At 50.8% G+C, this 17,842-nt stretch carries 16 protein-coding genes and 6 tRNA genes; 18 read left to right on the top strand and 4 right to left on the bottom strand.

Annotation, left to right across the window (positions count from 1 at the left end):
* The first annotated feature begins 34 nt into the window (after positions 1 to 34).
* From ftsH to nadA, 5 genes are all read left to right on the top strand, one after another.
* Positions 35 to 1,960, top strand: coding sequence for an ATP-dependent zinc metalloprotease FtsH (gene ftsH / locus M2298_RS24760; RefSeq protein ID WP_122966014.1), 1,926 nt, complete (start codon positions 35 to 37; stop codon positions 1,958 to 1,960).
* Positions 1,961 to 2,060: 100 nt separating this feature from the next.
* A complete protein-coding gene (locus M2298_RS24755; RefSeq protein ID WP_217023321.1) occupies positions 2,061 to 2,933 on the top strand; it encodes an HAD family hydrolase in 873 nt (290 codons plus the stop codon).
* A 126-nt stretch (positions 2,934 to 3,059) separates the two neighbouring features.
* On the top strand, positions 3,060 to 5,063 hold the full coding sequence (locus M2298_RS24750; RefSeq protein ID WP_217023323.1) for an AraC family transcriptional regulator: 2,004 nt from the start codon (positions 3,060 to 3,062) through the stop codon (positions 5,061 to 5,063).
* A 41-nt stretch (positions 5,064 to 5,104) separates the two neighbouring features.
* Entirely contained in the window at positions 5,105 to 5,860 is a 756-nt protein-coding gene (locus M2298_RS24745; RefSeq protein ID WP_217023325.1) for an alpha/beta hydrolase, read from the top strand.
* 175 nt (positions 5,861 to 6,035) lie between these two features.
* Complete coding sequence (gene nadA / locus M2298_RS24740) at positions 6,036 to 6,980, top strand: quinolinate synthase NadA (RefSeq protein WP_063230349.1); 945 nt, start codon at positions 6,036 to 6,038, stop codon at positions 6,978 to 6,980.
* A gap of 84 nt (positions 6,981 to 7,064) precedes the next feature.
* Here nadA and M2298_RS24735 read toward each other — a convergent pair whose 3' ends face one another.
* From M2298_RS24735 to M2298_RS24725, 3 genes are all read right to left on the bottom strand, one after another.
* Positions 7,065 to 8,354: an FtsW/RodA/SpoVE family cell cycle protein gene (locus M2298_RS24735; RefSeq protein ID WP_280649208.1), complete on the bottom strand. Its 1,290-nt coding sequence runs from the start codon at positions 8,352 to 8,354 to the stop codon at positions 7,065 to 7,067.
* On the bottom strand, positions 8,351 to 8,686 hold the full coding sequence (locus tag M2298_RS24730; protein ID WP_122966009.1) for a PadR family transcriptional regulator: 336 nt from the start codon (positions 8,684 to 8,686) through the stop codon (positions 8,351 to 8,353). Before M2298_RS24730 ends, M2298_RS24735 begins: the two co-directional genes overlap by 4 nt.
* A 134-nt stretch (positions 8,687 to 8,820) precedes the next feature.
* Positions 8,821 to 9,312 carry a PCYCGC domain-containing protein gene (locus M2298_RS24725; RefSeq protein WP_063230353.1) on the bottom strand — a complete coding sequence of 164 codons (492 nt, stop codon included), beginning with the start codon at positions 9,310 to 9,312 and terminating at the stop codon, positions 8,821 to 8,823.
* Between the two features lie 193 nt (positions 9,313 to 9,505).
* Here M2298_RS24725 and M2298_RS24720 point away from each other — a divergent pair, with 193 nt between their 5' ends.
* The 7 genes from M2298_RS24720 (at position 9,506) to M2298_RS24690 (ending at position 16,130) form a co-directional block, all read left to right on the top strand.
* A complete protein-coding gene (locus M2298_RS24720; protein WP_122966007.1) occupies positions 9,506 to 10,486 on the top strand; it encodes a metal ABC transporter substrate-binding protein in 981 nt (326 codons plus the stop codon).
* A 155-nt stretch (positions 10,487 to 10,641) separates the two neighbouring features.
* A complete protein-coding gene (locus M2298_RS24715; protein ID WP_122966006.1) occupies positions 10,642 to 11,412 on the top strand; it encodes a metal ABC transporter ATP-binding protein in 771 nt (256 codons plus the stop codon).
* A 37-nt stretch (positions 11,413 to 11,449) separates the two neighbouring features.
* Entirely contained in the window at positions 11,450 to 12,289 is an 840-nt protein-coding gene (locus tag M2298_RS24710; protein ID WP_122966005.1) for a metal ABC transporter permease, read from the top strand.
* A 38-nt stretch (positions 12,290 to 12,327) separates the two neighbouring features.
* Positions 12,328 to 12,753, top strand: a complete 426-nt coding sequence (locus M2298_RS24705; RefSeq protein WP_063230357.1) for a Fur family transcriptional regulator — start codon at positions 12,328 to 12,330, stop codon at positions 12,751 to 12,753.
* 142 nt (positions 12,754 to 12,895) lie between these two features.
* On the top strand, positions 12,896 to 14,518 hold the full coding sequence (gene nadB, locus M2298_RS24700) for an L-aspartate oxidase (protein ID WP_122966004.1): 1,623 nt from the start codon (positions 12,896 to 12,898) through the stop codon (positions 14,516 to 14,518).
* Positions 14,508 to 15,353 (top strand): carboxylating nicotinate-nucleotide diphosphorylase, encoded by an 846-nt coding sequence (nadC, locus tag M2298_RS24695; RefSeq protein ID WP_173598024.1) that lies wholly within the window; start codon positions 14,508 to 14,510, stop codon positions 15,351 to 15,353. Before nadB ends, nadC begins: the two co-directional genes overlap by 11 nt.
* 12 nt (positions 15,354 to 15,365) lie before the next feature.
* On the top strand, positions 15,366 to 16,130 hold the full coding sequence (locus tag M2298_RS24690; protein WP_122966002.1) for a type III pantothenate kinase: 765 nt from the start codon (positions 15,366 to 15,368) through the stop codon (positions 16,128 to 16,130).
* A 38-nt stretch (positions 16,131 to 16,168) separates the two neighbouring features.
* Here M2298_RS24690 and M2298_RS24685 read toward each other — a convergent pair whose 3' ends face one another.
* Positions 16,169 to 16,588 (bottom strand): GNAT family N-acetyltransferase, encoded by a 420-nt coding sequence (locus M2298_RS24685; protein ID WP_122966001.1) that lies wholly within the window; start codon positions 16,586 to 16,588, stop codon positions 16,169 to 16,171.
* Between the two features lie 493 nt (positions 16,589 to 17,081).
* On the opposite strand from M2298_RS24685, the gene M2298_RS24680 reads away from it, so the two are divergent.
* The 6 genes from M2298_RS24680 to M2298_RS24655 all read left to right on the top strand — a co-directional run bounded on the left by M2298_RS24680 (position 17,082) and on the right by M2298_RS24655 (position 17,826).
* Positions 17,082 to 17,174: transfer RNA gene (locus tag M2298_RS24680), tRNA-Ser, on the top strand.
* A gap of 8 nt (positions 17,175 to 17,182) precedes the next feature.
* Positions 17,183 to 17,256, top strand: a tRNA-Glu gene (locus tag M2298_RS24675).
* Between the two features lie 82 nt (positions 17,257 to 17,338).
* Positions 17,339 to 17,414: transfer RNA gene (locus M2298_RS24670), tRNA-Val, on the top strand.
* Positions 17,415 to 17,487: 73 nt separating this feature from the next.
* Positions 17,488 to 17,564, top strand: a tRNA-Met gene (locus M2298_RS24665).
* Between the two features lie 63 nt (positions 17,565 to 17,627).
* Positions 17,628 to 17,704 (top strand) — tRNA-Asp (locus M2298_RS24660).
* A gap of 46 nt (positions 17,705 to 17,750) precedes the next feature.
* Positions 17,751 to 17,826 (top strand) — tRNA-Lys (locus M2298_RS24655).
* The last annotated feature ends 16 nt before the right edge of the window (positions 17,827 to 17,842 follow it).

Genomic DNA, 17,842 nt, shown 5'->3' with positions numbered 1-17,842 from the left:
GTGAAAAGTGTCTGTTCGTGAGAGGAGGTAAGGAATGAATCGCTTTTTTCGTAATACCGGGTTCTACCTACTGATTTTTCTTGTCACGGTCGGGATCGTGAATTTCATCCTCTCCGGTACTGATAAGGTTGGGAAACTTACATATCAGGATTTCCGGGTACAGCTGAAGGCTGACAATGTTACAGAGCTATCCATGCGCCCTGAAAATGGCACATACAGGGTAGAGGGTACACTGGCTAAAGCTATTCCGGGACAGGAAAGCAACAAATTTTTTACCAACGTTCCTTTGTACGACTCCGATGTTGTAAAACTTGTGGAGACGAAAATTGATGATCAAAAACTGAAAAAGGTAGAGTTCAATCCAGCGGAGGGCAACAGCATTTGGCTCACGTTCCTGACCTCGATCATTCCTTTTGTCATCATTTTCATCCTGTTTTTCTTCCTTCTGAACAACGCTCAGGGTGGCGGAAGCCGAGTCATGAACTTCGGAAAAAGCCGCGCGAAGCTGTACAACGAAGAGAAGAAGCGCGTTACGTTTGACGATGTAGCGGGTGCAGATGAAGAAAAAGCGGAGCTGGAGGAAGTCGTTGAGTTCCTGAAAGACCCGCGCAAATTTAACGCTGTTGGCGCTCGTATTCCGAAAGGGGTTCTGCTTGTAGGCCCTCCAGGTACGGGTAAAACATTGCTCGCCCGCGCTGTCGCTGGTGAAGCAGGCGTTCCGTTCTTCAGCATTTCCGGTTCTGACTTCGTGGAAATGTTCGTCGGGGTCGGTGCATCCCGCGTGCGTGACCTGTTTGAAAACGCGAAGAAAAATGCTCCGTGCATTATCTTTATCGATGAGATTGACGCCGTAGGTCGCCAGCGTGGTGCTGGACTCGGCGGTGGTCATGACGAGCGCGAGCAAACTCTCAACCAGTTGCTCGTAGAGATGGACGGGTTCGGCGGCAACGAAGGTATCATCATGGTAGCTGCGACCAACCGACCTGACATTCTCGACCCGGCGCTTTTGCGTCCAGGACGTTTTGACCGTCAAATCACAGTGGATCGTCCTGACATCAAAGGCCGTGAAGCGGTGCTCAAGGTTCATGCCCGCAACAAGCCGCTTGGCGAAGACGTGAAGCTCGATGTGATTGCCCGTGGTACTTCGGGCTTCACTGGTGCAGATTTGGAGAACTTGCTGAACGAAGCAGCTCTTCTCACTGCCCGCAAAAACAAAAAGCAAATCAGCATGAAGGAAGTAGACGAAGCCATCGACCGCGTTATTGCTGGTCCGGCGAAAAAGTCTCGCGTAGTCAGCGAAGACGAAAGACGCCTGGTTGCGTTCCACGAAGCTGGTCACACGATTATCGGCTATCATTTGAGAAATGCAGAAATGGTACATAAGGTAACAATCATTCCGCGCGGCCAGGCTGGCGGATACACAGTGATGCTGCCAAAAGAAGACCGTTTCTTTGCAACCAAAAGCGATTTGCTCGACAAAATCGTCGGCCTGCTGGGTGGACGAGTGGCTGAGGAATTGGTGCTCGGGGATATCAGTACCGGGGCGCACAATGACTTCCAACGCGCGACAGCAATTGCTCGCAGCATGATTACCGAATACGGAATGAGCAAGCTCGGCCCGATGCAATTCGGTAAAAGCCAAGGACAGGTGTTCCTGGGCCGCGATTATGGCAACGAGCGCAACTACTCGGACAAAATCGCGTACGAGATCGATCTTGAAATGCAAAACATCATCAACGAATGCTACGCCAAGTGTACAGAACTGCTGACCAAGCACCGCGATCAGCTGGATCTGATTGCTAACACATTGCTGCGCGTAGAGACGCTTGATGCTGAGCAGATCAAGCAATTGATCGAAACGGGAAAAATGGACAATGATCCGGCTAATCAGGAAAACAATGATGTGGTCGTGAACATTCAACCTAAACAAGAAGAAACAAACGAAGAACCGAAACAATAAGAGGCGCCTCAGGTGCCTCTTTTCTTCATAAAGAGACAAGGGGCATTTGTCTAGCCCAACATATAGCATAGTCAACCGAATCAGTGGAGGAGGAGAAATGATGCTACTTACACCGGGGATGGCAGCATTTGATATGGATGGTACATTGTTGAATGAGGCATCACAAATGAGCGAGGGAAACAGGGAAGCACTGTTCAAGCTGCAGGAAAAAGGCTGCAAGCTGGTGCTGTCGACAGGAAGGATGTTTGGCTCCGCACAAATCCCGATTGATTCGTTTCCGTTCGATGGTTACGTGTGTAGCAACGGGGCGGCCCTTTACGAAAAAGACGGCACACTGGTCCGCCGCTACTCCTTGGCAAAAGAACTGGTGATCGGTGCGATTCATGGGCTGAGACAAGAGCCGGTTTACTACGAAATGCACGATACAAACAGCAATCGCTGGATGGTGCAGGAGGATCGGGATCGTCTGGAGGCGATCATCGAGCAGGATGCATCGCTCGAAGGAGTTTCCATGCGGCAGTTCGCCTTTTACAGGCTTGCGCGCGTGGCGCCGCTTGAGGAAATGTTGGCAAAAATCGAGACTGGCGAAGTGGAGATTGTGAAGTTTTTTGTTTGGGACAACAATCAGGAGCGCCTGAAGTGGAGTGCCGATCAGTTTGCCCCATGGCAAGAGCAGATTTCGATTACTTCATCCGGGCAGCACAACATTGAAGTCAATTCGCACGGTGTTTCCAAATGGGCAGGGCTGCTGTATTTTTGCGAAGCATGGGGGATAGCACCGGAGAAAGTGATGGCTTTTGGCGATGCGGAAAATGATCGGGAGGCATTGACCGAGGCTGGCTATTCGGTAGCGATGGATAATGCCTCGTCCAAGATCAAGGAGATCGCCAAATACACCGCACCACATCACAATGAAGATGGTGTCGCCCAATTTATTTGGCAGCACGTCCTCGGTGAGACGCCTTCACGATAATGGACAAATCGAGCCAAAGGCTTTTACACGAAGAAACCGTTCGTTAGTGGACGGTTTTTTTGTTGTTATTGAGAATTGTTATCAATTATAATGAGCGTAGTGATCTGGCAGGGAGAGGTGATTCGCATGAGGCGAAACGAGTTAGTGAATCTATGGAATCATGCTTCCGTAAAAGTCATGGATGTGCGTCATCAAATTGTGCAGCCCACGGATATATTCAGCTATTCCTCTCTTCCTTCCAGTATGTTTGTCTATGCTGTTCGTGGCCAGGCGGAAGTGCTGCTGGATGAACTCGTGTATTCGGTTAACGGATGCCACGTGATTCACGGCGGAAAGGGACAGGCCCTCGAAATCGTTCCCCAGAAAACGGAATTTGAGTTCTACATTCTTTTCTATAAAGCGGTGATTCCTCTGCCGTGCCGTCAGGAAATCAAGAGCCTTTTGGAGACGCGCAACTGGTTTTTGCTGTCGTATGACTTTGTGCCACAGCAGTCGATTGTGTTGCTCGACAAGCTCGAAAAACTCCAGGACATATGGCAACAAGTCACCGATACTGCTGTACAGCCGCTCTACGCCAAAGCTTTGTTCCAGTTGTTTGTAGCCGAATTGCTGGAGCAGATGCATGGGACGGAGGAGGGGGGAGAGAGTGGCGATCTGGTTTGGCAGGCCAAGCAATTCATTCACTCCCATTACAGCGAGCCGATTACGCTGGAAGCCATCGCGCAAAAGCTGCGCTACAGCGTCCCGTATTTGTCCAAGCAATTCAAGCAACAGACAGGCTACAGCCCGATTGATTACTTGATCCGCGTGCGCTTGGACAAGGCAAAAGCTTTGCTGATGCGCACCGAAGCTTCCTTGCAAGCTATTGCCGAAGGAGTCGGGTACAGCGATCTTTCGTACTTTATCCGGGCGTTCAAAAAGCACACGGGAGTAACACCCGGGCAATTCAAGGAGCAAGCGGAAACGGCACTCTGGGAAGCAGGCTCAGAATATCCTGTGAAAAGGCTAAGATCATCTCTTGTTCAAACCTCGCCCCGCTACTACAATCTGTTTAATAATGAAAATCATTATCGAAAAGGTGAGGGAGAGAGAGTGCAGCTATTCAGAAACGGAACAAAAGGCAAAATGCATAAACTTATGCTGGGGCTTGCCCTGCTTTTGAGCGCATGCTCCGGTACCGGCAATGGAGGGGCAGTCAACAGCAGTCCTCCACAGTCGACCCAGCAGTCAACAGAAGTAGCTACCTCCGCGTCCACTACAGCTAGTCCGCAATCGGCCAAGCAGCAATGGCCGAGAACATATGTCGATGCGACAGGGAAAGAAGTGGTGATTGCCAAACAGCCGCAGCGCGTTGTCGTTACTCATTTCGGCATGATGGAATATTTCTTTGCCCTGGAGACTCCGCCGATCGCTTCTACTTTGGCTGAGCGCATGCTGGGTTCGTTTGAGACGTTGAAGCCTTATGCCAAAACGGCTTCTGTCAAAGACATCGGGGAAGTGACCACGCCGAATCTGGAATTGATGACGGAGCTTGAGCCAGATTTGATTGTCGCCTTTTCCGGTACGCATAACGACGTTTACGAAGATTTGAGCCATATTTCGACCGTTGCCATGATTAACAATACCGAGGAACGGACTTGGGCACAGACGCTTCGTGAATACGCCAAGCTGATTGGCAAAGAGCAATTGGCCGAGGAATACATTACAAAGCTGGAAGCGCTGATGGCTGAAGCGAGAGGCAAGATGGCTGCGAAAAAAGACAAGACCGTGACGTTCCTGCGCGCTTCGGGAGACGGCAACACTTTTTACGTGCTGGACGACAATGACGTGTCCTACGCTTTTGATGACAAATCAGGACTGGGACTCAAACCTCCCGGCCAGTACAAGCTGGAGGGCGATGTTGTGTCGCTGGAAGGCGTGACTGTGCTCGATCCCGATTACATTTTCCTCGTCGATTACTTGGACAACGTCGATACTACGCTCGCCGAGTTGAACAAAAGCAAAGTCTGGAACTCGCTGAAAGCAGTCAAAGCCAAGCACGTATATCCGCTGGATGTCTCGATCAGCACAAAAGGTCCGTTGGCGGTTGAGTATACGACGAAGGAGCTGCTCCGGGTTCTTTCGGAATAGCACCGAGAAATCAATCGCACTGACGGAGAGGAGAGACTCAGATGAGTCAGCCTAGCGTGATCCACGATACGTTTAACGATAGACAGTTGCTGGTTTACTTGCCTGACGGCTATGCGGACAGCGATCAGCACTATCCCGTGATTTATTTGCAAGACAGCGGCGATTTGATTGAGCCAAAAGATAGCGACACGCTGCTGAGAGTGCGAGAGCTGACGGCGCAGGGCGAGTTGCCAGGCTTCATTTTCGTCGGAGTGGCTTCTTTTGATCGCAACGACGAATACACGCCGTTTGTTTCACCAAACGTGTTTGAGCCAGGCAAAATGTTTGGAGGCAACGCCTCTGTCTACGCTCAGTTTCTCGCGCACGAGCTGAAGCCGTATATCGACAGCCAATATCGCACTTTGCCGGAAAAAGAACATACGGGAATCATGGGCTTTTCTCTGGGAGGACTGATTTCGGTCTACACCGCCTTATCCTACCCCGATATTTTCGGGCGGATCGGGAGCTTTTCCGGATCGTTCTGGTTCCCGGGCATTATCGAGTGGCTGGAGCAACTGACGATTGAGGGTACTGGCCAGCGCCTGTACATGAACCTGGGCCACGCCGAAGGGGCCACCCGTACGAATGGACAGCAATGGATGGTGCCAAACAGCAAAAAGGTGTACGAACATTTGTTGCAAAACGGTTTTACAGAGAGCACCGTGCGACAGGTGATTTACGAGAGCGAGTTTCACTCGTTTGACCTGGGAGTGCAATATGTTCCAGACGCCCTGCAATGGTTGTTTCGGGCAAAATAAACAAGAGCGACAAGAACGAGGCTCATATCCTTTTCGGGTATGAGCCTTTTGTTTCCGTGTCTTTCGCGAAAAGGCAAGGATCGGCAAATCATGTAACAACGCTTACATTGACAAGACCAAGTAATCAGCTTACAATGACCGTAAATTATGACACCACCGTAGGGGGATTTTTTCCATGGACGCTTTAGCGTTAGAAAAAAAAGCCCAGCGCAACGCTGAGTTACGTGAACGACTGATGCAGTTGAAGAAAGAACGGAACGCCATCATTCTTGCTCATTTTTACCAACGCCCCGAGATTCAGGAAGTAGCGGACTTCATTGGCGACTCTTTTGGTCTGGCGCAAAAAGCGAAAGAAACCGATGCAGATGTGATTTTGTTCTGCGGAGTTCACTTCATGGGAGAAAGTGCAAAAATTCTCAATCCCCAAAAGACGGTAATCATCCCTGATGAACGTGCAGGCTGTCCGATGGCGGACATGGTGAACGTGGAAGGGCTGCGCAAGTTGAAAGCACAGCATCCGAACGCAAAAGTAGTGGCGTATATCAACACATCTGCCGACGTCAAGGCAGAGACTTACATCTGCTGTACGTCGTCCAACGCCAAGCGGGTGATCGAATCGGTGGACAGCGAGGAGATCATTTGGGTGCCGGACAAAAATCTGGGCCACTACGTATCCCAGTTCACAGACAAAAAAATGATCATCTGGGAAGGTTACTGCAACACGCATGACCAGTTGTCTGTAGAAGACATCATGACGTTGAAGCAGCAGCATCCAGAGGCAGTGGTTGTCGTCCATCCAGAATGCCGCCCAGAGGTCGTTTCTTTGGCTGACTACGTAGGTTCGACTACGGGAATCCTCAAATACTGCCGCGAATCGTCCCACAAGGAGTTCATCATCGGGACCGAGGACGGCACGCGCTACATGCTGGAAAAGGACAGCCCGGACAAAACGTTTATTTTCGCCTCCAAATACCTCGTTTGCCCGAATATGAAGGTAAACAACCTGAAAAAATGCGTCGAAGCGCTGGAAACGATGAAACCGGAAATTTATGTGCCAAAAGATGTTGCCGACGCAGCGCGCGCGTCTTTGGAGCGCATGCTGGAAGTAGCTCCGGCGTAATAAAGAACAATAAAAAGGGAACAGAGCTTGTCATGAGCTTTGTTCCCTTTGTTTTTTCCAAGTGCAATTTAGATGGTGCCAGGCTTAGGACTGTACGAGGGGCTGGATGTCTTTTCGACGGTAAATGTTCAGGGCCATCCCCAGCAAAACCATGTTCAAAATGAGGTGAGCATTCCCGTGACTGATCAGCGGCAAACTGATCGGTGCTGGCGGCAGCAGGCCCGTTGTCATAAACATGCTCCAGAAGTAGGGGAGGAAGATGAGTACGGCAATCCCGGTCAACAACAGAGAGCCGTATGTATCTTTTACCCGATTGATGGCACGTATCCAGCGGCTGACCAATAAAAGGCCGATGGCGAACAGCGCTGCACCTGTCATTAAACCAAAGCTGTAGATCATGTAGGCAAAAACAAAATCAGTTTCAGGAAGCGGCACAGTTTCAAGTTGCGAACCAAAGCCTTGTCCCCATAACCCGGCTGAACGAACGGCATCCATGAGCTGAATGGCGAGATAACCGCTTCCGTTCGGGTCGCTATAAGGGTTAAGATACGCACTCCACCGTTCCAGCATATAACGGCTGCCGAACAGGTAGAAGCAGCTGCCGATGCTTGCTCCTGCCAAGCCGATTACGGTCAAGAACGTAGCCCGTCTGACTGGTGAAACCAACAAAAGAAAGAGCAGAGAAACCACAAACAAGATGACAGCAAAGGTCTGGTGCGAAGATGCCAGAAGCAAGCAGGGGGGAAGGAAATAAGCAAGTACCCGCAAAGTGACGAAGCGTTCCTTCCAGCTCCATTGGGCGAAGATGCCCGCCAGTGCGATCGTGAACAAAAAGACGCTCAGCTCGATGGAATTGACGATAGTTGATCCAATTTCGAGAAAAGGCGTGCCGTTTATCGGTTTGCCAGTGCGCAGCGTGAACAGCAAGAGAATGAACGTAGCAAAATAAAGGTAGCGGCTGTACTTTTTCAGCTTGCTGTAATCGGAAAAAAGCACAAGCAAAAAGAGGGCGCTGCCAATCAGCATGCCGATCCATTTTTGCTCGACCAGTTTTTCGTTGCCCATGGCTGTTTGCAGCGAGAACATGGTGAGCAGCCCGACGCCGAGCAGAACGGCAACCATCGCCACAATGCTCCATTCCATACGCGGTTTGTGGGTTTCGTGCAGCTGGCGTCCGATTGAGACGGGATCACCCATCTCGGCAATAGCTTGGGCGGTGGCAGCTTCTTTGGTGTGTCCAGCGTCGCGGTAATCCGCTATCTTTTCGGCAAAATGACCCTCCAGCTCCAAACGGATTGCGGGATGAACCTCTTTGCTGGCTATTTGCTTGCAGACTTCATCTATGTAACGGGCGATTTTGTCTGGTTGACTCACGTCGGCTCACCGCCCAACACTCCGTCTACTGCGGTGCGAAAAGAGATCCACTCCTGTTTCTTGTCTTTGAGATGCCGCTTGCCTTCGGGCGTGATTTGATAATATTTGCGTTTCCGCTCGCCCTCACCTTCGCTCCAAAACGCCTCGACCTTCCCCTCCGACTCCAGGGTGTGCAGGATCGGATAAAGCGTGCCTTCCTTCAGCGTCAGCACCCCATTCGAGCTTTTTTCCATCGCCTTGATCATTTCGTAGCCATACATCGGCTTTTGTTCGAGCAAGGTGAGAACCAGGATGACCGTGCTGCCTTTCATCAATTCCTTGTTGATCGCCATAGGAATCTCCTTTTGTATCGAATATAGATGCATCGAATATCTAGGTATAATTGTAATCACATTTCCTGTCTTTTACAACAAAAAAAGCTTCCAGTTTTAAGGAAGCTTTGTCAGGAATAGAAAAAGGCTGGATTTCAGGAGGGCATAGGGGTGGGCGTCGGTTTTCCGTAGCCTTCTTTGTAGTTGTTGTCGATGTATTCGCGGATTTCTTTTGTCGATTTGCCAGCCTGTTTCAGCTTGGACGAAATCACGGCAATCTCCATGCAGACACCGCAGCGCGTGCCATGGTCATCCCAGACGATCGAGCCGTCCGACTTTTCCTCTTTGATAAAGCAGTTGCCGTTGTGCATGTGTCCAGCGCTTTCGCCGCAACCGCAATAGCAAGGGATCGATTTGAGCAGCTCGCGGTTTGCCCCTGCGATTTTGTACGATTCGATGATGACGGGGTCCTGATTATCGAGAAACTTCGGCAGCTGATCAACAGAAGCTGTCAGTTCTTGCAGGTCGCCGTTAGGAGCGTGATTTGCGTGATTCGCGTGATCCTGACCAGCTTGATCAGTTGCGCCACAACCAGTGAGCAGGGCTGCGGCAAAAATGCTTATGGCCAACCATGATTGACGTTTCATTTTGGACATACCTCCCGCCTTATATCTTATCATAACGACATGGAGAAATTGTGTAGCTGCGATCGGCGATGCAAACATATGACAATTAAATCGTAATAAATCCTATTTACTTTTTGGGTCACTGTCCGTATAATGAAAAACGATCAAGCAACTAAATCGGAATCATTTTGAATTGGGTAGGAGGAACATAGAGATGAAAAAGAGCCTGTTGGCGATCCTGAGCCTCGTTACGGCTGTCAGTATTGCCGGATGCGGTGCAGCTGAGCAGACGACAAGCACCCCTCAATCCGGGGGCGATGCCAAGCCGAAAGTATATACAACCATATATCCATTGGAATACGTAGCCAAACGCATCGGGGGAGAGCATGTAGAAGTGACCAACATGATCCCCTTGGGCGTAGAACCACACGACTACGAGCCGACTGCCAAAGACATGGTAGCATTGGCGAACGCAGACGTTTTCGCCTACAACGGCAGCGGTTTGGAGCTGTGGGTGGATAAAGCCGTCAGCAACCTCGACAAAAACAAGACAGTGATCGTCAACGCCTCGGAAGGACTCGATTTGCTGAAAGCCTCCGAGGATGAACACGAGCATGAGGGAGAAGCTGCGACCGAAGAGCATGCAAAAGAGGAGCACGACCATGACCACGGGGAATTTGACCCGCACGTATGGCTGGACCCGATGAAGCTGAAGGCGCAGGCGGAAAAAGTGAAAAATACGCTGGCGCAAAAAGATCAGGCGCATGCTGCCGATTTTGAAAAGAACTTTGCGCAACTGGCTGCTGATTTGGATAAGCTGGATCAAGATTTTAACACAATGGTTTCAGCGGCTCCCAAAAAGGAATTTATGACTTCGCATAGCGCCTTTTCCTATTTGGCGAAACGATATGGTCTGGAACAGGTGGCGATTTCCGGATTGAACCCGGCCGACGAACCATCTCCGGGCGAGCTGAAAAGCTTGGTCGAGCATGTGAAGGAGCACAACATTTCCTACGTCATGTTTGAAACGCTTGTCTCTCCAAAAGTGGCGGAAGTGATTGCGAAGGAAGCGGGCGTGAAGACAGCTACGCTCAATCCGCTTGAAGGTTTGACAGAGGACGATGTGAAGGCAGGCCGTGATTATTTGTCCATCATGCGTGACAATATGGAAACATTGAAAGTAGCATTGAACTAACGATCAAGAAAATGTCGCTGAATCTGGCGGCATTTTTCTTTGTATCGGGCCAACCCAAGATTTCTGCTCCATAGGAGGCTTGTAGTTCGGGCAAAATCGTAGTAGGATGAAAGGTAACAAATCAGAACAAATCCGATTTAAAGGATGATCATATCATGGAACCAACAACACAAGGAGTGCCTGTGGTAAAGCTGTCAGGTGTCTCCTTTCAATATGACGACAAAGTGGTTCTGGATGGAGTGGAGTTCTCGCTTGAGCGCGGCGAATTTGTCGGGATTGTCGGGCCGAATGGATCGGGGAAATCAACGCTGATGAAGCTGATCCTCGGTCTTTTGCCCCCGAGCAAAGGGAAGGTCGAGCTGTTCGGACAGCCTTTGTCCAAGTTCCGCGAATGGAACCGGATCGGCTACGTGGCGCAGCAAGTGGCTCACGGTGCGGGCGGGTTTCCCGCGACAGTTCAGGAAGTCGTTGCTTCTGGTCTCGTAGGAAAAGTTGGCCTTTTCCGCAGACTGAATGCCAAGCATCATGAAAGCGTACGGGCTGCTGTTGAGCGGGTAGGTTTGACGGATAAGCTGAACCAGCGGATCGGAAGTTTGTCTGGCGGCCAATTGCAGCGCGTGTTTATTGCGCGGGCGCTTGTCGCTGAGCCGGAGCTGTTGATTCTCGACGAGCCGACTGTCGGCGTCGATCAGGAATCGATCGAGCAGTTTTACAGCTTGTTGCGTTCTCTAAAGGAAGAGAATGGCCTGACGATGATGATCGTGAGCCACGACGTCGGAGTGATGTCGCAATGGGTAACGAAAGTAGCTTGCGTGCAAAAGAAAATCCATTTTCACGGAACCGCTCACGAGTTTGAGCACAATCAGGAAAAAATTATGCAAAGCATGTATGGTGATTCCGTCCGACTCTTGTCCCATCACCATTAAGCCGTTGCAAACGAGATAATGACGAAGGAGTATGAACATGCTGGCTGATTGGTGGCAGTATGATTTTTTGCGGTATACCCTGTTTTCGGGGATTTTGATTGGCCTGATTTGTCCCTTGCTCGGGACGTTTCTCATCGTTCGCCGCTTGTCGATGATGGCCGATGGTCTGTCTCACGTCACACTGTCCGGTGTGGCTGCCGGGATGCTGGTGTCCAAAAAGATTGCGTTTTTCTCCGCTGTGAACCCGTTGTTTTTCGGGATGCTTTTCGCGGTGATCGGTTCTTTGTTCATTGAGCGCTTGCGCAAGGTGTACAAAGCGTATCAAGATTTGGCGATTCCGATCATTTTGTCGACAGGACTTGGGCTGTTTACCGTTTTGATCAGTGTTGCTGACGGATTTAACGCCGACCTGTACTCGTATTTGTTCGGGAAAATCGTCACGGTATCGATTGAAGATTTGTACGCGCTCGTTGGCGTGGCGGTAGTCGTGCTTGGCACGGTTTTTCTGATCTACAAGGAACTGTTCGCTGTGTCTTTCGATGAAGAATTTGCCCGGGTGTCCGGTGTCGCGCGCAGATCGATCAATCTGTGGTTCATGGTTCTCGTCGCGCTTACGATTGCCGCTTCCATGCGCATTGTCGGCGTGCTCCTGATTTCCGCGCTGATTACGCTGCCTGTTGCGGCGAGCTTGCAAATTGCCCGGAGCTTTCGCCAGACGATCTTTTTCTCGATTCTGTTCGCGGAAATATCCGTGCTGAGCGGATTGTATTTTGCCTATCTCTTTGACTGGGCATCTGGTGGTACAATTGTGTTGATGGCTGTTTTGATTATGCTCATTGTTTTGGGTGTGAAAAAGCTGCGTGCGATCATGCGATAAAGTCATCTGGTTAAGACAAAAGGAAGGAGTGTTTGTCGATGAAGGTGGAAGAAGCCCTGCAAATTTTAAAGGAGCACGGGTACAAATATACCGGCAAGCGGGAGGAGATGATCCGCATCTGCGCTGCCGAGAAGCGCTACTTGTCTGCCAAAGATATTATGGAGCGAATTAAGGAGCAGTATCCGACTCTCAGCTTCGATACTGTTTATCGCAATATCTCCACTTTTGTTGAACTGGGGATTTTGGAAGAGACGGAGCTGGAGGGAGAAGGGCGTTTTCGCCTGGCTTGCTCGGCAGACGGTCACCACCATCACCATGTAATCTGTACAGAGTGTGGGAAAACTTCTTCCTTGCCAGGCTGTCCGATGAACGTCATGGCTTCTGTGCCAGAGGATTTTCAGGTAACCGGACACAAGTTTGAGGTGTACGGAACCTGCAAGGAATGCGTCGCCCAATCGAACTAAACGAGTGACTTGCCAAGAGTGTTCGCAAAAAGCGGATGCTCTTTTTTATTGCAATTGGAACTTTTCCAATGTGGTTTTCTTCTGGTAGGTATTTGCTATAATGGGTGGGAAATCATCAGTTACGGAGAGAAGGGACACAGCCATGATTCCCCGTTATATCGCGGATTTTGATTTGCAGGCATTGCCTCGAATGAAAACAGATGTAGCTGTTGTTGGAGCAGGGATAGCCGGGTTGTACACGGCGTTGCAAACGAGTGAGTATGCGGATGTAGTTCTGATCAGCAAAAAAGGGCTGGATGACAGCAATACCCGCTGGGCGCAAGGAGGGATTGCCGCCGTTACGGCCAAATCGGATTCTCCTGCCTTGCATCGTCAAGACACGTTGATCGCCGGAGCGGGACTTTGCTCGTACGATGCGGTGGAAGTGCTTGTGCATGAAGGCCCTGATCGCTTGAAGGAACTGATTGCTTACGGAACGGAATTTGACCGCGATGCAGAAGGGCAGTATGAGCTGACGCAGGAAGGCGCGCATAGCAAGCGACGCATTTTGCATGCGAATGGCGATGCAACAGGGGCCGAGATTGTGCGTGCCTTGTCCAAACGGGTCATGGAGCAAGAGAACATTCATGTGTTGGAGCATCATTTTGCGATTGATGCGCTTACGCAGGATGGCGAGTGCGTCGGGATGATCGTGCAAAAGCCGGACGGGGAGTTGTTTTTCCTCGAGGCAAAAGCGACCGTGCTGGCGACTGGCGGAGCGGGACAACTATATCGCTACACCACCAATCCGGAGATTGCCACTGCGGATGGGATCGGCATCGCGTATCGGGCTGGCGCGCGGATCAAAGACGTGGAGTTTATCCAGTTCCACCCGACCGCGTTGTACTATCCAGGAGCACCCCGTTTCCTCATATCGGAGGCGGTAAGGGGAGAAGGGGCCATTTTGCGCAACACCAATGGCGACCGCTTCATGGACAAGTACCACCCGCAAAAAGAACTCGCGCCGCGTGACATTGTAGCGCGGGCGATTGTGGCCGAGATGGAGCAGACCAAGTCTTCGTTTGTCTATCTCGATATCACCCACGAGTCTGAGGAACTGATCAAGCATCGCTTCCCGACCATCTACAACTTTTGCCTGCAATACGGCTTGAACATGGTGACGGACTGGATTCCGGTCGCCCCTGCGTGCCACTACATCATGGGCGGAGTCCAGACGGATTTGAACGGCGAGACGACCACCAGCCGCCTGTTTGCCTGCGGCGAAGCTTCTTGCACAGGCGTACATGGGGCGAACAGACTGGCGAGCAATTCCTTGTCGGAAGCGGTCGTCTTCGGACATCGGATCGCGCAGCGAATCAAGGAGTTGACTGAGCTGCCAGCGATTCAGCCGATTCGCGTCGTCTCCAAATATCGGCAAACGCGCACGTTCAATACACGTGAACAAAGACTGAAGCTGCAAAAGCTGATGCTGAGACACGTCAGCGTCAAGCGCGACGAGAAAGGTTTGAAAAAGGCGCTGGCCGAACTGGAACGGATGGAACAGTTTTACCAGTATATCGCGCAAGACCGGGAAGCCTTTGAATTTTTAAACTTGCTGAATGCAGCGGTATTGACGACAAGAGCTTCGCTGCTTAGGGAAGAGAGCCGTGGCGGGCACTATCGCACAGATTTTCCGAATAAAGATGACTTGCTGTGGCGCAAGCATCTCATCCAGACGTTCGAGAACGCCATTCAAGAGGAGTGTGGACAAAACGATGTGGAATAAACGGGAGCTTCAACGCAAAATCGAAGAATGGCTGCACGAAGATGTGGGCTTTGGCGACGTGACAACCATGAGCACGATTCCGGATTCCGAGCAAGGGATCGGGATTTTGTACGCGAAGGAAGCGGGAGTGGTAGCAGGCTTGCCGATTGCCGAGCAAGTTTTCGCGACGGTCGATCCTGAGCTTGTTTTCACGGCAAAAGTAGCGGAAGGGCAGCGGGTCGAAGTCGGTCAGGAGCTGGCAGAAGTCAGTGGTTCTGTGCGTTCGATTTTGAGCGGTGAACGGCTTGCGCTCAACTTGATGCAGCGTCTGTCCGGCATCGCGACGAAAACAAGCGAGTATGTAGCGGCAGTAGCGGGCACAAAAGCACGGGTAGTAGATACGCGCAAGACGACTCCGGGGCTGCGTTTCCTGGAAAAGTACGCCGTTCGTGTCGGGGGCGGCCATAACCATCGCTTTGCCCTGTACGATGCCGTGATGATCAAAGACAATCACATCAAAGGAGCGGGCGGAATTGCCCAGGCAGTTGCCTCGGCTCGCGCCGCTATTCCTCATACCATGACCGTAGAGGTGGAGGCCGAGTCGCTTGAGCAGGTGCGCGAGGCGCTCGACGCAGGCGCAGATATTATCATGCTGGACAATATGTCTCTGGAAGCAATGGCTGAAGCGGTAGCTCTGATTGATGGACGAGCGGTGGTAGAGGCTTCTGGCGGGGTAAACCTGGACACGATCGGAAATATTGCCAAAACGGGCGTGGATGTCATTTCTGTTGGAGCGTTGACCCACTCCGTTGCGGCGTTTGATATCAGCCTGGATTTGAATACGCGCAAACGGTAAGGAGCGACCTGTATGCTACTGGTGATCGACATAGGCAACTCCAATATCGTCCTTGGTCTGTATGAGGGCGAGGTGCTGCGCCATCATTGGCGGATCGCGACCGACCGCAACAAGACGGAAGACGAATACGGAATGCTTGTGAAAAGTTTGTTTGGCAGCGCAGGGCTTGTGCTTGAGCAGGTCAGCGGAGTGATTCTCTCCTCGGTTGTCCCGCCTTTGAATACGGCGATTGAACGCATGTGCGGCAAATACTTGCGTCAAAAAGCGCTCATCGTCGGCCCGGGAGTCAAAACCGGGCTGAATATCAAGTACGAGTATCCGCGAGAAGTAGGCTCGGACCGGATTGTCAATGCAGTGGCGGCGATTCATGAATACGGGGCGCCTTTGATCATTGTTGATTTTGGAACGGCTACGACTTTTTGTTACGTGGATGAGCGGGGCCAATATTGGGGCGGAGCGATTGCGCCGGGCATCGGAATTTCCACGGAGGCGTTGTTTAGTCGGGCTGCAAAATTGCCGCGCATAGAGATCGCCAAACCGGGGAGCGTAGTCGGCAGAAATACGATCGCAGCCATGCAAGCAGGCATTTATTACGGCTTTGTGGGGCAGGTCGAGGGAATCGTTCGTCGAATCAAAGCCGAGTACCAGACCGAGCCGACTGTCGTCGCAACAGGTGGGATGGCTTCTTTGGTAGCAGATGAGACATCGTGCATTCAGGTCGTCGATCCTTATTTGACGTTAAAAGGGTTGCGATTGGTTTACGAGCGGAATCAGTAAAAAAACAGCCGTGGCAGTTGATGCTGCGGCTGTTTTTGCTATATTTTTTTGCAGTAAAACACTTCCGGATCAGCAGGATCAAGGTGCTGGATAGTTCCGCTGTAGGCATACCCAAGCTTTTGGCAAAGGCGTTGCATTTTCTTATTGGAAAGGTTAGTGGAAGTGAACAGCTTATCGGTGGGACATAGCTTTTCCAGGTACAGCATTAGCTCTTTTCCGATTCCTTGATGCTGATGCCGAGGATGTACGATGACAAGGTGAATAAAGCTTTGCTGAAAAAAAGATTGATTCATGACGGCAAAGCCTGCGATGTCCATGTCGAGGGAAGCAACATGGCAATGACCGGCTGCAATAGCCGTTTGCAGCTCATGTGCTCGGCTGGTTGAGCCTAGAACGAGGGCGTCTATTCTACATACAGCAGGAAGATCGTGCAGCGTGGCTTGTCGAAGCAATACCACAGGGGTTCACTCCTTTTCTCATTTGGATATCGCTTGCCTGGCTTGTTCTTCGCGCCTTTTCGCGCTTTCAAAGTCAAGCGAGATCATCAGAGGCTTTCTATTTGTAGGTATGTAGCGCCGAGGTAATTCATCGCCAATTTTGATTTAGGGAAAGTATATCATTTTATGAATGGAGGTATCTTTTTATGTTGAAGCTAGGGGTGCAAATCGCAGTGTAGAGCCGCGACTAAAATCTGTGCTGACGGGTAATGATATATGCGTGGTAGGCGAATGCAAACAAAAGCGGGAAAACGAAAAGGGATTTTTATAATTTTATCGTTGACAGGGCATGGCTCACGCGCTACAATGGCTATTGTGCCTAGCAGAAAAGTTATATGAAAGTGAACTTTTTAAGCGGTATTGAAAAAGTTCTTGCCAAGTTGAGAAGCTTGTGATAACATATGAAGTCTGGAAGGCAAACAAGGTGATCAACTCGATCCCTTCATATATACATGGATGGATGTCCGAGCGGCCGAAGGAGCACGATTGGAAATCGTGTAGGCGGGGTTAACTCGTCTCGTGGGTTCAAATCCCACTCCATCCGCCATTACGCATGGCCCGTTGGTGAAGCGGTTTAACACAGCAGCCTTTCACGCTGTCATACAGGGGTTCGAATCCCCTACGGGTCACTTAATCACCTCACAAAGTGAAGCTGTTGCGTTATAGCAACACTGAGCACTTTGCGTGGACCCGACAAAAGTCGGGGAGCATGGAGGCTTAGCTCAGCTGGGAGAGCATCTGCCTTACAAGCAGAGGGTCGGCGGTTCGATCCCGTCAGCCTCCACCATTTATAACATAGCAGGACGGTCAGTTGAAGACGCCGCGTTTTGTGGTGATGCTGACATGTGAGTCCTAATCGTCGCGGGATGGAGCAGCTCGGTAGCTCGTCGGGCTCATAACCCGAAGGTCGCAGGTTCAAATCCTGCTCCCGCAACCAAATTTTCTCTTTGTCCAGGCGATCCAATTTCGCACACCCGATTGGGTTTGGGCATAACAATATGGAGCTGTGGTGAAGTTGGAGTTCACGCCGGTCTGTCACACCGGAGGTCGCGGGTTCGAGTCCCGTCAGCTCCGCCATTTATAATCTAGTTATCTGGTTGTAATGGCAGTGGATTGATATTGAGAGCCATTAGCTCAGTTGGTAGAGCATCTGACTTTTAATCAGAGGGTCGAAGGTTCGAGTCCTTCATGGCTCACCAGTTTTTACAAAGTGAA

The sequence above is a fragment of the Brevibacillus sp. 1238 genome (genome assembly GCF_029892995.1).
In the GTDB taxonomy this organism is placed as follows: domain Bacteria; phylum Bacillota; class Bacilli; order Brevibacillales; family Brevibacillaceae; genus Brevibacillus; species Brevibacillus parabrevis.
Note: the sequence above shows the minus strand (reverse complement) of the source record. Positions and strands in the feature narration are given on the sequence as shown.

What these genes read in the sequence shown, in the direction of transcription:
- ftsH (WP_122966014.1), top strand. Translation starts at nt 35, where the DNA reads ATGAATCGCTTTTTTCGTAATACCGGGTTCTACCTACTGATTTTTCTT.
- M2298_RS24755 (WP_217023321.1), top strand. Translation starts at nt 2,061, where the DNA reads ATGCTACTTACACCGGGGATGGCAGCATTTGATATGGATGGTACATTG.
- M2298_RS24750 (WP_217023323.1), top strand. Translation starts at nt 3,060, where the DNA reads ATGAGGCGAAACGAGTTAGTGAATCTATGGAATCATGCTTCCGTAAAA.
- M2298_RS24745 (WP_217023325.1), top strand. Translation starts at nt 5,105, where the DNA reads ATGAGTCAGCCTAGCGTGATCCACGATACGTTTAACGATAGACAGTTG.
- nadA (WP_063230349.1), top strand. Translation starts at nt 6,036, where the DNA reads ATGGACGCTTTAGCGTTAGAAAAAAAAGCCCAGCGCAACGCTGAGTTA.
- M2298_RS24730 (WP_122966009.1), bottom strand. Translation starts at nt 8,686, where the DNA reads ATGGCGATCAACAAGGAATTGATGAAAGGCAGCACGGTCATCCTGGTT.
- M2298_RS24725 (WP_063230353.1), bottom strand. Translation starts at nt 9,312, where the DNA reads ATGAAACGTCAATCATGGTTGGCCATAAGCATTTTTGCCGCAGCCCTG.
- M2298_RS24720 (WP_122966007.1), top strand. Translation starts at nt 9,506, where the DNA reads ATGAAAAAGAGCCTGTTGGCGATCCTGAGCCTCGTTACGGCTGTCAGT.
- M2298_RS24715 (WP_122966006.1), top strand. Translation starts at nt 10,642, where the DNA reads ATGGAACCAACAACACAAGGAGTGCCTGTGGTAAAGCTGTCAGGTGTC.
- M2298_RS24710 (WP_122966005.1), top strand. Translation starts at nt 11,450, where the DNA reads ATGCTGGCTGATTGGTGGCAGTATGATTTTTTGCGGTATACCCTGTTT.
- M2298_RS24705 (WP_063230357.1), top strand. Translation starts at nt 12,328, where the DNA reads ATGAAGGTGGAAGAAGCCCTGCAAATTTTAAAGGAGCACGGGTACAAA.
- nadB (WP_122966004.1), top strand. Translation starts at nt 12,896, where the DNA reads ATGATTCCCCGTTATATCGCGGATTTTGATTTGCAGGCATTGCCTCGA.
- nadC (WP_173598024.1), top strand. Translation starts at nt 14,508, where the DNA reads ATGTGGAATAAACGGGAGCTTCAACGCAAAATCGAAGAATGGCTGCAC.
- M2298_RS24690 (WP_122966002.1), top strand. Translation starts at nt 15,366, where the DNA reads ATGCTACTGGTGATCGACATAGGCAACTCCAATATCGTCCTTGGTCTG.